Raw genomic sequence first — 15,127 nt, forward strand, 5'->3', positions numbered from 1 at the left:
TCAGAACTGGGGACAAATGCTGTTGCAGCTGTCGGTCTTTTTTCCTGATCGGGTCGGTCAACATTTACGGTAGACAGGCCAACTCCCCCTCCCCGGGGGAGTTCCCTATAAATGAGCTTACACAAAATTCTTGACAGACCCGTGGCCCCATTTCGAACATGCTTGGAATTTGGGTAATTGTTGGACTACCCTTTGGGTTTGTACGTATGCGTAGTATTATTTATTTGAAGAACGGAGATCTTGGGACAACTTCAGCTGTATTTTTGTTGAATTTTATTATAGCCGGGATTATAGGAGGCTTCATAGCAAGCTATAAGCTGGTTATTGCAATATATCATATTTTAAAAGGTATTATAAACGGAGTAGTTACACTTTCGGGTAAAGCAGTGGTTAGGGAATCTTGAAATTAGTTATAAGGATTGATAGAAGATTCACTTTAAATACAGCTTGTATTACACCTAGTCCTCCATACAAATCATGCTCCATAATATAGGTACGATAAATATAAAGGATAAATCGCCACCCTCTGTAAAAATGAGGGTGGCGATTTCTTATGAAGCAATGGTTTTTCCTTGCACTGAACGGTTGCTTTGATTATTTCTTTTTGCAAGATCCATAAATGGCTTTTCGATTGAATAATATGTAATTGTTGCGATTATTACCGTGGATACGATTATCATAATAGCTTGCACTAGATATCCAAAAGTATCTGGAATAAGAACGATGGGGATATCCTGCATGATATAAAGTGAGAAACTGATACGTCCAAGATACAACATAAAGTTGGGCATTCGTTTATTGCTTAACAACATAACCGTTAGAAACAAGGCGTAAGCTAGAAGATAAGCTGCTGTTTCTGAGAAGAAATGACCATGGTCTCCTTTAATGTAAAATCCATTGTACATCACAATTATTACACTCAACATGGATAAGATAAGCGTCCCAAATGCCGTTGAAAACTTGATACTTTTGCTAAAGTATCGAAATAGAACCGTTCCAGTGAACATGCACATGAAATTCAAGAATGTTCCGTATGCTATGTTTACAGTGAAGCTATTAAGGATGGACACGGCTATTATACATGCTACAAAGAATGTTGATAATTTATTTACTTTAAGAATAAATAAGATGGAAACACCAATGTAGAATACCATTTCAAAGTTTAATGTCCAGTGAAGATGGAGTATCAGTTCCTGACCTAAAAACTTGGGTAACATGGTTAAATTCACCAAAATATTTTGCCACGATGGCATTGATTCGCCCGCATAATGATGATTGACAGAGATAAGTAGAAGTGTTGAAATAATGCTGAAGATATAAAGTGGGTAAAGACGGAATATTCGACCTTTCCAGAAACGTTTTAGAGATCCGTGCTTTTCAAGGGAAGTTGGTATGATAAAGCCACTACAAAGGAAAAACAGGGAAACTCCAAAAACTCCAAACTTAAAGTAACTTCGTCCAATAATATTGAACCATTCAAAGTGCTTCTCAAATGAATGTTGAATTAAAACAGCAATTGCTGCTACGGCACGTAACACATCAAGAAAATCGTATCTTTCTTTGTTCAAGATATTCGATCTCTCCTTTATTTTCTAATGAAAAAAATTATCAATTTACTAACTATGATACATAATGTATCATTATCTGAAGCATACTGTAAATATGTATTTGAGGGCATTGAATAGCTGCGGCCAGATTACTAATAAATAACGTGGCCTTCATTGATGATTCTTTCTTCTTATGTAACGAGATCCTTTAACAGACGTTTCGCTATTCTCTTAGTCGTTGGGCTCAGAAAATGCAGAATGTTCATATATCTTTGGGTATCGTTATTCCGGTTAATCAAATGAGAAAAAGGAGGATGTTTAAATGGTAACCAATCTTATACAAATAGCTATTTTTATGATCCCAGCATTTTCATCAATTACGTTGTTTTTTTTGGTTCTTTTTTCCTTCACTGTAATTCAAATCTTTCGGCATTATAAACTGACCTATAAACCTTTCGCAGTATCCTATCCTTTTGTTCTTCTTGTCTTTATCGGAATTACATCTACATTATTGACCCAATACGAAAAGATGGACATTGTAAAAGACATCGTTTATTACACAACTCCTATCTTAATAATTATAGTCGGCCATATATTTGTGCAAATGACTAACTTTAACCGAGTGCTAAATTCAATTGTTATCGCCGGAATTGCAACATCATCATGGCATTTATTTAAGTTTGCTCTTAAGCCTTCCGTTTTGTCTGAAAGCTTGGCGAGTATTCGTAATTATGCAGGGCTGGGCAGTAGCTTAACAGTTGTTTCGTTATGCTTACTCCTCTTTCGTAAGAAATACAATCTTGAATTCCTTCAAGGTAATAGACTATGGAGTACAATGGGTATTTTTTTGTGCCTTATATCATTAGCTACTTCGCTTTCCCGTACATTAATTATCATCACTGTCCTTATGCTTGGTATTATGACAATCATACCCATGAAACAAAAAATCATTACTACTAAGACTAAGAGCTTAAAAATACCTCTAACCATGTTCTTTTTGTGCTTTGCGGTCCTCACATTTTCTCAAGTTGATTTCACCAATAACGAATTGGTAAAGCAACTTGCTGAAAAAATGAGCCGTTCATTGCAAGAGATTGGTGGTAGCGATAATGATTACGGCAACATCAGCGACATAAATATGGATTGGCGTGGCTATGAGGCGTATCGTGCCATGATAATGTTCGATGCATCTTCAAACATTCGCAAACTTTTTGGGAACGGATTTGGTGCTCAAGTTGATTTAGGACTTTACATGTCCCTAAATGGGGAACTGTTTAATAGAGTTCCGATTCTTCATAATGGTTATATGTATTTACTTGTTAAGGTGGGGTTGGTAGGAATTCTCATACACGTTCTATTTATGTCGACGCTAATCATTTCAGGTATTAAAGCTATACGGCTTAATAATCAATTAAGAGGAGCCATACTGATCACAGTTGGTTTGTCAACAGTGTTTACAACTCTAGTTGTTAACGGAGTGTTTAACCCAGAATACTCCATATGGATGTTCCTAACGGGTGTATGTTCAACCAGCGGCTCCTATTCAGGAGCCGTTTTTCATTTTATTGATTTCAGAACTCTTCGACAAAACAGGTGCTGAACATTGGGCGAGCATAGGAAAATAAAAGGCCCTCTATTTTGAGGGCCATTGTTTATGCTTGAGTAGTATTAGCCAATGCCTTCCTCTTGAATGTAGCCCAATTGATCTTACCTTTAAGTGCAATGGCCCTTTTCTCGATAAAATGCCAAGATAAAATTGCGAGAATCAATGTTGGTATAAAAGAGAAAAGGAATAGGGTATACGGATTGATGTTTGGAAACATTACGTTGCTTATAATTTGCTGTAAGGGAAAGGCATAAATGTAGAGACCATAAGAATAATCCCCAAACTTTTTGGTAACGTTCGGCATTTTTATCTGTGGAGAAAGAGAAAAATAAAAAACAAGATAGCTGCCGAATGGAATAAGCGCTTCTTTCAATACTCCATATACGGAAGCAAATATCAATGCTGTGACTGAGGTGATCGCCAGGTAAAAGGTTAACGGCACTTTATTGCGGAATAAATAAATGATCATTCCTGCTGCAAAATAATTAGTAAAGTACACGGCATTGGATATGGTGTAATTTGATATATTCAAGTGCGAAATCACAATGCTTGAAAGCAGTAATATGACAACGAGATCTTTTCTTAGCATTCTCATTGCGCCCATTACACCTACGATAATGTAGCAAATGAATTCAAATTGTAACGTCCAAAGTGAGCCATTGACGGCACTTTTTAGCACGTTATCAGAAAACACATGAGGTAATTGCCCGTTATTGCCTATTGGATGCAGTAGTATGGTGGTCAAGTAAGTGTAAGTTTGCTTGTTTGTTAAATAATCAAGAATGGAGCTGGTGCTTACTGCAGGACCTAATATGAAGGTGGTTAGTAAAACAACGACAACGAGAGCAGGGAATATTCTTAGTACTCTGGCAATGAAAAACTCCCCAACATTTTTTGTCCTATCAAAACTCTTCGTGATGAGAAAACCGCTTATTACGAAAAAAACAATGACTGAAAGTTCTCCAGCGGTGAACTGCCCATTTGTTAACTTATATATGGGTTCAGATTTGTTTCCACCGAGTGAAATCGGGAACGAGTGGGAAAAAATTACCAATACAGCCGCGATGAGACGCAAGAAATCAAAATTATTTCTCCTTGTGTTCATTGCAGATTCTATAGACACTAGTCTCACTTTTCACACGCTCCTATAATTAGTATTTTATTATTGATACAAATTGTAACATCAAACATCATTTGAAGTAAGAGCTTATTTTGCTGTATGTTCGAGTGATGAAATGATATGGATCCTAATTGGGTTTGTGAGTTGGTTCAAGCAGCTCGATGTGATGTTAGGGAACTACGTTCATAAAAGAGGCCCAATCGGCTATTTTTCAGCCAGTTGGGCCTCAGTTCATGTTTATTTTTGTGATTCAGGTGGCGGATTACCGGAATCAGGTGCCGGATTACTTGAACTAGGTGTCGGAGTGCTGATATCAGGTGCTGGAGTACTAGAACCAGGTGCCGAAATTTTGGAGCCAGTTGCCGGTGGGGCGGTGACGAGTGTAGTGGTTCCGGTACTTGGCACTGGTGTCGTATTGCCTGATACCGTAAAGGCTGCAGCCATCACTTCCATGGGGTTGGAAACGCCTGTAAGAATCCCTTGTTCGTCATAGGCACGGATGATGTAACGATACAGCATGCCGCCCACAACGTTTTGATCCATATAAGTGCTTTGAGTGACGGTGATCTTTATCGGTGAACTACCGCCATAGACGCTGCTTGTTACCGTCTCCCTTTCGATGACGTAGTGAGATGCTCCGGATACCTCAGTCCAGGTTAGTCCAATACCATTTTGTTCTACATAGGCGGTTCCTTCGATGGTTTGAGGTATCGACTTATGAAGAGGGAGAGAGACATTACCCACTGCGAAGAAATCAAAGTTGATTTTGGTTTCTAGGGCGTTTGCATTTTTCATCCCTGTTCGCAAGAAGGATATGCTGTGATTGCCCGCGGATAAATCATTTTTTTCGAACAAGAGAGACTTCGGAAGGCGTTCCGAACTATACAAATCAATGTTCCCCATACTAACTCCGTCCACTTTTATTTCTCCGATACCATTGTTCGGCGATTTCAAGCCGTAAAGCTTGATTGAGGACCCGGTGAAATATAAGGTTACCGATCCATCGGGAAGATCAACACTTCGGATTGTGGTTCCGGAATATGAAGAATCCGAGTGGGCCCTCCAGGATTGATTGAAGGTAAAGACATTGGCGGAATCTTCATAGATGCCGGAGCCGTTATAGTTCGTGCTCGACGGGACTGCAAACGTTTCGTTCGACGGTGCCGATTCGACTCCACTCTTGTTAATGGCTTTTACGATGTAGTAGTAGGTCTTTTCATTGATGACATTCTTATCTTCAAAGCCAGTATTGCCGGTTACGGTACCAATTCGTTCGTACCCGGTTCCGCTGTTCATACTGCGGTAAATCGTGTAGCCTACGGCTTGGTCAGAGCCGCTCCAGGTTAATTTCACCCATCCGTTGCCCGAAGCAGGGGTTAAGACGGTGGGGGGTTGCAGGGGAGCCGGACCTGTTACAAGAATGTAATCCACATTGATCTTGGATTCCAGAGCTTTGGGATTCCGAGTACCGGTATTGACGAGCTTGATCGTATGGTTGGCGTCCGTCAAGCCAGTTGCTTCGAAGATCAGCTGCTGAAATTGGGCGTTGCTGCTGTAGTAATCTACGGTACCACGGCTGACGCCGTCCAGGAACACCTCGGCGATGCCGTTGGACGGAGACTTCAGACCGTAAACCTGAACGGAACCGCCTTTGAAGTTCAACGTGACGGAGGCGCCGGTACCGGTGAAGCCTTTTATGGTGCCGCCGGAAAACGACGTATGGCCGTAGACGATCCAACTGGGTTGATAGAGCAGGGCAGCATCGGAGTCCTCGTACTGTCCCGGACCATAATAGATCAGGGAGAGAGGCTTCGCCGACACTTCCGCGGAAGGAAGGGACTCCAGACCGGATGCTCCGACGGTTTTCACCACGTAGTAGTACATGGTGTTCTCCGTTACGGCGGAATCGATGAACGAGGCTGCCGTAAGAGGGGGGCTATTGAGCTTGACATAACCGGATCCTGACTTCGTGCTCCGGTACACGTTATATCCCGTGGATCCGGAGACAGCATCCCAAATCAGATTGATCTTGGAAAGCTGAGCTGTAACCTTCAGTCCGGCAGGAGCAGCCGGGAGGGCTTCGCCGACTTTCATGTAATCCACATTGATCTTGGATTCCAGCGCTTTGGGATTCCGGGTACCGGTATTGACGAGCTTGATCGTATGGTTGGCGTCCGACAAGCCGGTAGCTTCGAAGATCAGCTGCTGAAATTGAGCGTCGCTGCTGTAGTAATCTATGGTACCTCGGCTGACGCCGTCCAGGAACACTTCGGCGATGCCGTTGTACGGTGACTTCAGACCGTAGACCTGAACGGACCCGCCTTTGAAATTCAACGTGACGGAAGCAGCGGTACCGGTGAAGCCTTTTATGGTGCCGCCGGAAAACGCCGTATGGCCATAGACGATCCAACTGGGTTGGTAGAGCAGGGAGGCATCGGAGTCCTCGTACTGTCCCGGACCGTAATAGATCAGGGAGAGAGGCTTCGCCGACACTTCCGCGGAAGGAAGGGACTCCAGACCGGATGCTCCGACGGTTTTCACCACGTAGTAGTACATGGTGTTCTCAGCTATGGCAGTGTCGGTGTAGGTGGCGGTGGTCACCGAAGCTCCGTTCAGCTTCACATACCCGGAACCGGCTTGCGTGCTACGGTATATGTTATAGCCGACGGCGCCGTTCACCGCATCCCAAGTAAGGCTGATCTTGGAAAGCTGCGGAGTGGCCTTCAGACCAAGCGGCGCCTGGGGAAGAGTCTCCTTTACTTTGATGTAGTCCACATTGATCTTGGATTCTAGTGCTTTAGGATTCTTATTACCGGTGTTGACCAATTTGATCGTATGGTTGACGCCGGATAGACCGTTGGCTTCGAAGATAAGCTGCTGAAATTGTGCCGTGTTGCTGTAGTAATCTACGGTACCTTTGCTGACACCATCCAGGAATACCTCTGCGATGCCGTTGTACGGAGACTTTAGACCGTAGATCTGAATGGACTCTCCTTTAAAGTTCAATGTGAAGGAAGAACCAGCTTCGCTGAAACCCTTGATGGAACCGCCGGAGTATTCCGCACTACCGTAGGTGATCCAGACCGGTTGATACTGCAGAGCGGCATTCGTATCCTCATACTGCCCCGGTCCGTAGTAGGCCGTCAATTGCTTCACCGTCAACGTGAAGCTCTTCGTCGCGGTTTCCGTGCCCTTCTTGAGAGTAGCCGTCAGCGTGACGGATTTGTCGCCGGTTCCTGCCGCCGGGCGGGTGACTTTGCCGTCTGGGGCGATGATCGTCGGTGCGCTGCTGGCCCAAGTGATGGCGGAGCCTTTGGCGCCCGTGACCGGCAGGGTTACGTTGGAGGTGACGGAGCTGATGCTGTCTCCACTGGCGAAACCGATCTGCAGGGCGTCGCGGTCCGCAGTCACATCCTCCAGATCCATGGACAGCAGCTCGAACAGGGTAATGTTAGTCATACCGGGCTGCTGCAGGTAAGCCTGCAGATCGCCCTTGATCCGCAGCTTCTTCCCGTCGTTCAGCGGGTTATCCATCAGATTCAGCGCGGCTCTTGCCACACCGGAGGAGAGATGGACGACCAGGATTTTGCCAGCGGCTGTTTCCCCGGGCTGATCCGCCAAAAGGAGAGTGGTGGCCGTCGGGAAGGGAGCGGCGAAGTCAAAGGGCAGGGCCGCCGTTCCGCTGGCGGTGGTGCCGACGATATACCCGGCTACGGTTTGCTTCAAGCCGGTATTGCTGCTGATGGCCTGTGCGACGGTCTTGACCTGCTGCACCGCCGGAGTAACGGGGACGGATTGGGATTTCTCGGACTCGATTCCCGCTTGGTTCACGGCGGTGACCGCCAGAACGTATTCCGTGCCGTTGGTTAAGCCCTTCAGCAGATACGAGGTGCCGGTAACGGAAGTCGTGGTATACCGGCTCCAAGCCCCATTCACCAGCCCATAGACATGATAGCCGGTGACGTTGGTTTCAGGATTGGCGCTCCAGGTGAGATACGCTTGCTGATCTCCGGGCTCTGCGGACAATCCGGTCGGTTTGACCGGCTGATCGACGACAACGATACGGACGGTCGCCGTGTTGGAATTGCCCTTCGGGTCATAGACCTTCAAGGTGACGTTGAAGGTTCCCTCCGTCATGTAGGAGTGAGTCGGTTCCCCGATGATGCTGGTGCCGTTATCGCCGAAGTTCCATTCGTACCGGTCAATGCGTACGTTGTCCGTCGATTTCAGGCCATTGAACTGAATGGTGTCTCCCAGATAGGTGCTGCCGGTGTATTCGATCCTGGCGACAGGAAGAATGGCGTCTTCATTGGTGGGCACCAGACTGATGACGTTGCTCCGGGAGGTGTTGCCGTAAGTGTCCGCGGCTTCCACCAGATAGTAGTAGCGGACGCCGGGATTCACCGACTTGTCGGTATAAGCGAGAGCGGTGGTAGTATGAATCTTCTCGAAGGAGCCATCCACCACCAGGCTGCGGTAAATGCGGTATTCCTTGAAGTCCGATTCCGTATTGCCGGTCCAGGTTAAGGAAGCGGTCCAGCCTCCGGGAGTGCCCGACAAGACCGGTGCCTTCGGGGCGTACATATTCAAGGTATAGGTGAACGTCATCCAGCTGCTGGTCAGGCCGCTTGCGTCCTTAGCTTGAACCCGAACCTCATAGGGGACTTCCTCCAGCTGGGACGTGTTCCAGGTATAATCCACATCGGCGGTTCTGCCCGTGACTGGTGCAGCGTACAGCGGAGTCCACGCGGATGCTCCCTTCTTGCGGTACTCCAGAGTCACTTGGGCAAGCCGGTAATTGTCGCTGGCCTTGACCTTGATGACCGGGTTGGAGCCCAGCATGGAACCGTCCGCCGGTGTGAGAGACGTAATCGCCGGTGCAGCCGTATCGGCAGGCAGCTGTGCAGAGACGGCGGCGGTTTGCCCGCCCTCCAGACCGGCACGGTCCACCGAGCTGATCTTATAATAATAGATCTTGCCGGTTGTGACGGCTTCGTCCGTATAGGTGGTGCCAGCTTGCTTGCCCTTCAGCAGGGTATAAGGTCCGGCAAGCGCTTCGGCTTTGTAAATATTCATGCCGGCATGATCGGCTTCCGCCGGTGCCGTCCAAGTGAGAACGATGCTGTAGGCATTGGCAGCCGCCTTGAAGCCGGTCGGAATGGCCGGAGGGGTATGATCGATGGCAAACTGGACGAACTTGGCTGTTCCGGTCTGGTCGCTGATATTGCCCGCTCCATCCCAGGCTACGGCGCGCACATAGTAGGTTCCCTCGGCCAGAGCGGAGGTGTTCCACGGATAGGAAGCGGTGCCGCTGCCTTCTTCCAAGGTGACGATGTCGGTCCAGGCTTGGCGGTCCAGGGAGTATTGGAGCTTGAGTCCTACGGTACCGATATTGTCTGTGGCCTTGACGGTGAGCGGTACGGATTGGTCATAGCTGCCGCCGTTGGGGCCTAGCTCGCTGATGACCGGCGGCTGTCCGTCCGATACGGTCGTGACCGTGACGGGGTCCGAAGGGGTTCCCCGGTTCCCGCGGGTATCGTAGCCCACGACGCGGAATTGGTAGGTCTTGAGCCGTTCGAGACCGGTGATGGTTCTGGCGATCGTTCCGTCAGAAGTGCCGACAGCGACGAAATCCGGATCGGTGGGGCCTTTTTTCTCCACGGTGTAGTAGTCGATGTCCGCGTCCGTAACGGCGTTCCACTTCAGGTACACCGTAGTCTCGCCGGGAACGGTGCGCAGCCCGGTTACTTTCCCAGGTCCTTGACCATCCAGCGTGTAGCTGCGGACCGGTCCGCCGGTGCTGGCATTCCCGAAGGAGTCGTAAGCGACGGCGCGAATCTGAATGGGACCGTTGAAGGTGACGGTCGCCAGGTCGAAGGTGGCGCTGTTGCCGCTGGCGGCCTTCGTCCCGACCTCCGTCCAGGTGGCTCCGCCGTCCGTTGAGATCTGCAGCAGGATGCTGGACACGGACAGGTTATCGGTTCCGGTGACGGTTATGGAGGTCGTCGGGGACAGAACGGTTCCGCTGGCAGGTGTAATGTTCTGGACCGACGGCGGGATGGAATCCTGCAGGGCGTATGCGGCGGCTACATTGGATACGGCGCCCTCCTGGTCGAATTGATCCACGGCTGTCAGCTTGTAGTAATAGGTCAAGCCGTATTGAATGGTGGAATCGGTATAGCTGACGGCGGTTTTGGCCACATCGTCCTTGATGACGGTGAAGGGGCCTTGCTCGCTGGTGGCGCGGTACAGCTTATACTTCTTGAGATCCACATCCGCCGGCTTCTCCCAGGTCAGGTTCACGATGCCGGAGCCGTAGCGTCCGATCAGATTCTTCGGCGCGGCGGGAGGCGTGTGGTCCATCTCGTAGACGGCCGTGGCGGAAGCGGTATTGCCGGAGGCGTCCTTCACGGTCAGCCGGACGGAATAGGTGCCCGAAGGCAAGTCCTTGATTTTCCAGTACTGGGCAAAATAGAACAGCGTCCCGTTAGCGTTGGGCCCGCCGACAGTGCCCTGCAGCGGCGTCCATATTGTGCCGTCAGTGGTGTATTCGAAGACGGCGCTGGTTCCCACATAGCCGGCATTCTCACGGAATTCCAGCTTCACGTACGGCTCTCCGGTTCCGCCGATGGTCGAGCCCGTAGCCGGTGTAATGCTGACCACGACAGGCGGGGTGGTATCCGCCAGATAGGAAGCGGACTTCTCCTGGCTGTAGGCCACGTTGCCGTATTTGTCTACGGTCTTGATGACGAAGTAGTAGGTCGTCTTCGGGTTCAGATCGGTGATGCGGTATTGGGTTTCTGTCTTGCCCAGGGAGATCTCTGAGCCGTAAGGGCCGCCCGGTGTCGTACTGCGCAGAATTCGGTACGGATGATAGTCCGGAAGATCCGGATCCGTGATGGGAGTCCACTTCAAGAGAATGGAGTTCTCTTCCGGAATCACTTGATAGCTGGTTACGGGACTGACCGTTTTGTCGAGTGTGTAGGTGACGTCGGCGGTGGCGATGTTGTTCGCCGCATCCCAGGCGGAGATGCGCACGATATAGGTCCCTTCAGGCAGTCCCTTCAGGTTCCAGCCGTAATAGTAGGTACCTGATTGGGAGAAGCCGTCTGCTGCGAGCGTCCAGGTCTTGCCTCCGTCGCGGGAATATTCGGCCTTCGTACCCGTCACGGATCGGTTATCCGACAGCTTCGTGCTGATGGTGAGGGAATCTCCGCCTATGGTGGCTCCCGTTGCCGGAGCAATGAAGTGGATGACCGGCTTCTGGGCGTCATCCACGACCTGTATCGGGAAGATGGCCGTCTCGCCCTGGTTTCCGGTCTTGTCTTGGAAGACCAGCTTGTAATAATACACGCTGCCGGGAGTGACGGAATTGTCGGTGTACGAGGTGACGGCGGCGTTCGTTTCGGTCTTGTAGTTGTAATAGATGCCGTCTCTCTTGTCGGCTCGATAAATGAAGATCCGGTCATAATCCTCGGCTGTAATGGGATTCCACTGCATAAGGACCATCCCGTCCACGGACGTCATGGAGCTGAGAACCGGGACCTCCGCCGTCAGATCCACCGTGAGCGTCAGCGTCTTGACCGTTACGTTGCCGTCCGCATCGGTAATGGTGATCTTGAAGAGCAGGCTGCCTTCGGGAACAAGAGCGGAATCCAGATAGAGCCTGTAATAATCATAGCTCCATCCGCTGTGCGGCCCGGTTTTGTAGGACAAGGCGTTGCTCCAGGTTTGACCGGCGTTCCTGGAATATTGAAGCTGAATGGATGCGATGGGCTTCCGGGAGTTTTCGTTGAAGTACACATCCATATACGGCGCGGCTCCGCCGATCCGGGCTCCTTCCGCAGGTGTGGTGGAGTTGATGGGCGATGCGATGGTATCGATCAGGGCTTCTGCCTCCAAGGGAGCGGAGAGCGGGCTTTCGACCCCCTCGTTAGTCAGCGCTTGGATCTTGTAATAATACTTGGTTCCGTTAAAAACGGTCTTATCCGAATAATAATCGTACGTGGTCGTGGTCAGTTCGGTGAAGGCGCCCGTGGGGCTGGTGGAGCGGAGAATGCGGTATTTCTTGGTGTAGGTGTCTACGTTCTTGATCCAGGTGAGCTTGATCTCCTCGATCTTGTTCTCCGCCTTGAAGCCGGAGGGCACCCCGATGTTAGCCCGGTATGAGGTGTTGTCGACCAGCCATATCCGGACCGGAATCCCGTCCGATACGTTGCCCGCGCGGTCGTACACCAAGACGCGGAACTTGTATGGACCGTCGGTCAGCTCGCCCACGCCATCGATGGGAGTGAAGGTGTTCCAATAGAGATGGACATTGCCGTTGGAATAGGTCGTGTAATTGCTTTCGCTAAGCTCGGCTTTGGTCTTCACGCCGAAGGTTTTCCAGGACAGTCCGTCGGTCAGTGATACCTGGAATTCGATCTTGTCAAAGCCGGAGGCTCCGGGGTCCGTAGCCGTGACATACAGGTCCTTGTTGTATCCGTTGACCACGGAATCGTCAGCCGGAGTTAAGCCGGTAACGGAGGGTTTATCCTGATCCAAGACGACCTTCTGTTTGAGCGTTGTCGTCCCGGACGTTTGGGTTGCGTTGACCGTCAGGGTCTGGACACCGGGCTGGAGTGTAATGGAGGCGCTGAAGGCTCCGTTCGAGCCGACGGCAGCAGCCACACCATTGACGGTTACCGTCGCTCCCGGCGTAGTGGTGCCCCGCACGGTATAGGCCGGCTGATTGGTATATACTTCATTGCCGGCGGTTAAGGTCAGGCTGGGACCGTTGGTGCGCAGCGTGGTCACCTTCGATTCCGGTCCGATGTTACCGGCTGCATCCTTGGCGGACACGGTATAAGTGGCCGGCTTGCCGAGCACACCTCCGTCCACGTAGCTGACGCCTGGCGCATTGATGGTCCAGATGGCGGCGCCGATGCCGTTCACGTCATCCGCCAGACGGGTCATCGTATAGGATTTGGCGCCCGGAACGGGACTCCAGCTGATCAGAGAGCCGTTGGATTGGGTGGTGGCGGTCAGGTTGGCGGGTGCGGCCGGAGCGACGCGGTCCACGGTAAAGGTTCGATCCGCAGTAACCGTCCGGTTTAACGTATCCTTGGCCGTGGCTCGGAGAACCAGGGTGGCTTCGCCGTAGCTCTCCAGGTTGTAGGTTCCGCTTACGGAATAGTAGTTGTTCTTGGCTGTGGGAGCTTGGGTCGAGGCGTTGACAGGCTGCCAAGGTCCTCCGTTGGCGGAAGCCTCCACCAGGATGGAGGTGACAGGGACATTGTCCCGGATCTTCACACTGTAAGAGACGTTCTTCTCGTTGGTGATCGAGTTGGCGTCGGGCTTCATCTCATCCACCACCGGAGCGGTCATGGGAGACTGGACGGTCAGCGGAACCGTTTGGACGGATTTGTTCCCAACAGCATCGTAGGTGGAGATGGCATATTCGTAAGTCAATCCGGATATGGCGGACACGCTGTATTCATTTCCTTGGTGCGTCGCGGTCACGTCGCTCCAGGAGTTGTTCACATCCGGAATGCGGCGTTGGATGACCACATGGTGGAAATCAGAGGAGGGATTCACCCAAGCGAGCTTATGGGTATCGGGGGTGCTGACGTCCGCCGAGGCATTCGTGACTCCGTTGGGCCGGGTGGCGTCCTTCAGGAAGGTCCGTTCCTCGGTCAGGATATCTCCGCTCACATCCTTGGCGGTGGCGCGGATCTTGTGGGTACCATCCGGAAGGTTGTAGAGGTCGGTCTTGACGGCTCTGTACCACTCGCCCGTCGGCTTCTTGGTTACGGCGGCTGATGCCAGCTCCACGAAGGGCAGCCAGGTCGTGCCGTTCAGCGAATACTCGTATGCGATGGACGAGATATTTTCCTCCGCGAGGAACTCGGCCCGTAGCTCGTAGTAGGTGTGGTTGGCAAAAGTAGCCGTGCCGCTGTTCTCCAGCGCCCACGAGGAGAAGGTGATGGGGCCGGCGCGCAGCCGGGCGGATGCGTAGAGGGGCTCGCCCATCAGCTGATTCGATTTGTTATAGGCCTCCAGCTTGTAATAATACGTGGTGTACAGCTTGATGCCGGAGATCACGTCGGTATAGGAGGAGAGGCTTCCTTCCTTAATAAAGGACCAGCTTCCCGTATCCGTACCGGTCTGCCTGTAAATCTTGATCTTGGAGAAGCTGGTATCGTCGGGGTTGACCCAAGATAGCTCCATGGCGTTGTTGGCGGTGTTCGGGCCAGCCGTAAATTGGCTCAGGGACAAGGCCTGTGCCCGGGCGGTCAGCACGAACGAAAAAAGCCCTCCAACCAGCAAGGCTGCGAGGAAGAGAGGGATCAAACGGTACAGCCGCCTGCCCTCCAGAGAATGAACCATTGCGGGACTCCACCTTTCATCATCTATTTCGTTAGATACGAAATGTATCATATAGCATTTTTGTCGCTCCTGTCTGTATTGTAGATTACAAAATAAAAGGATCCAGATAGGAATCGTTGTTGAACAGCAGACGGAGAAAAAGCCGGTCCCCGCAAGGGAGAGACTTGGTTATCTTAGAGAGGGGATGTAAGCGGCTTTAATTATGACAGTTTCAGAACAATCGTGCCTCGCAGGAGCGATTTCTCTTCAAGTAAGGTAAGATGGAGGAGTAACAGATCCATACCTTATGAAGGAGGCGCATCCGGATGAAGAGCCATAATTGCTGCGGGGACAAGGAAGCCTGCGACATTCCTGTTGAGCTGCCGGAGGATTACATGGACACCTTGTATGGCATCTATGTCAAGGAATGCAAGGAACAGGGCAAGGAGCCGCTGACGAAGAACGAGTGGATTGCGACCATTACGGGCTGAAGCCTGCGGGCTTCGG

At 50.5% G+C, this 15,127-nt stretch carries 6 protein-coding genes; 3 read left to right on the forward strand and 3 right to left on the reverse strand.

Annotated features, from left to right (window positions below):
* The first annotated feature begins 158 nt into the window (after positions 1-158).
* Positions 159-404 (forward strand): DUF6050 family protein, encoded by a 246-nt coding sequence (locus tag ACSEXW_RS13330; RefSeq protein ID WP_438446655.1) that lies wholly within the window; start codon positions 159-161, stop codon positions 402-404.
* Between the two features lie 147 nt (positions 405-551).
* On the opposite strand, the gene ACSEXW_RS13335 is transcribed toward ACSEXW_RS13330, so the two are convergent.
* Positions 552-1,568, reverse strand: a complete 1,017-nt coding sequence (locus ACSEXW_RS13335) for an acyltransferase family protein (RefSeq protein ID WP_438446656.1) — start codon at positions 1,566-1,568, stop codon at positions 552-554.
* Positions 1,569-1,869: 301 nt separating this feature from the next.
* On the opposite strand from ACSEXW_RS13335, the gene ACSEXW_RS13340 reads away from it, so the two are divergent.
* Positions 1,870-3,147, forward strand: coding sequence for an O-antigen ligase family protein (locus ACSEXW_RS13340; protein ID WP_438446657.1), 1,278 nt, complete (start codon positions 1,870-1,872; stop codon positions 3,145-3,147).
* Positions 3,148-3,199: 52 nt separating this feature from the next.
* On the opposite strand, the gene ACSEXW_RS13345 is transcribed toward ACSEXW_RS13340, so the two are convergent.
* Both ACSEXW_RS13345 and ACSEXW_RS13350 read right to left on the reverse strand, forming a co-directional pair.
* Complete coding sequence (locus tag ACSEXW_RS13345; RefSeq protein ID WP_438446658.1) at positions 3,200-4,285, reverse strand: acyltransferase family protein; 1,086 nt, start codon at positions 4,283-4,285, stop codon at positions 3,200-3,202.
* Between the two features lie 225 nt (positions 4,286-4,510).
* Complete coding sequence (locus ACSEXW_RS13350; RefSeq protein WP_438446659.1) at positions 4,511-14,641, reverse strand: immunoglobulin-like domain-containing protein; 10,131 nt, start codon at positions 14,639-14,641, stop codon at positions 4,511-4,513.
* 305 nt (positions 14,642-14,946) lie between these two features.
* Here ACSEXW_RS13350 and ACSEXW_RS13355 point away from each other — a divergent pair, with 305 nt between their 5' ends.
* Complete coding sequence (locus ACSEXW_RS13355; protein WP_438446660.1) at positions 14,947-15,111, forward strand: hypothetical protein; 165 nt, start codon at positions 14,947-14,949, stop codon at positions 15,109-15,111.
* Positions 15,112-15,127: the final 16 nt, after the last annotated feature.

Origin of the sequence: Oryzibacillus soli (assembly GCF_051594765.1) — a bacterium.
Classification (GTDB): Bacteria; Bacillota; Bacilli; order Paenibacillales; family NBRC-103111; genus Paenibacillus_AR.

Coding starts and splice junctions, on each gene's coding strand:
- ACSEXW_RS13330 (WP_438446655.1), top strand. CDS start 159: ATGCTTGGAATTTGGGTAATTGTTGGACTACCCTTTGGGTTTGTACGT.
- ACSEXW_RS13340 (WP_438446657.1), top strand. CDS start 1,870: ATGGTAACCAATCTTATACAAATAGCTATTTTTATGATCCCAGCATTT.
- ACSEXW_RS13350 (WP_438446659.1), bottom strand. CDS start 14,641: ATGGTTCATTCTCTGGAGGGCAGGCGGCTGTACCGTTTGATCCCTCTC.
- ACSEXW_RS13355 (WP_438446660.1), top strand. CDS start 14,947: ATGAAGAGCCATAATTGCTGCGGGGACAAGGAAGCCTGCGACATTCCT.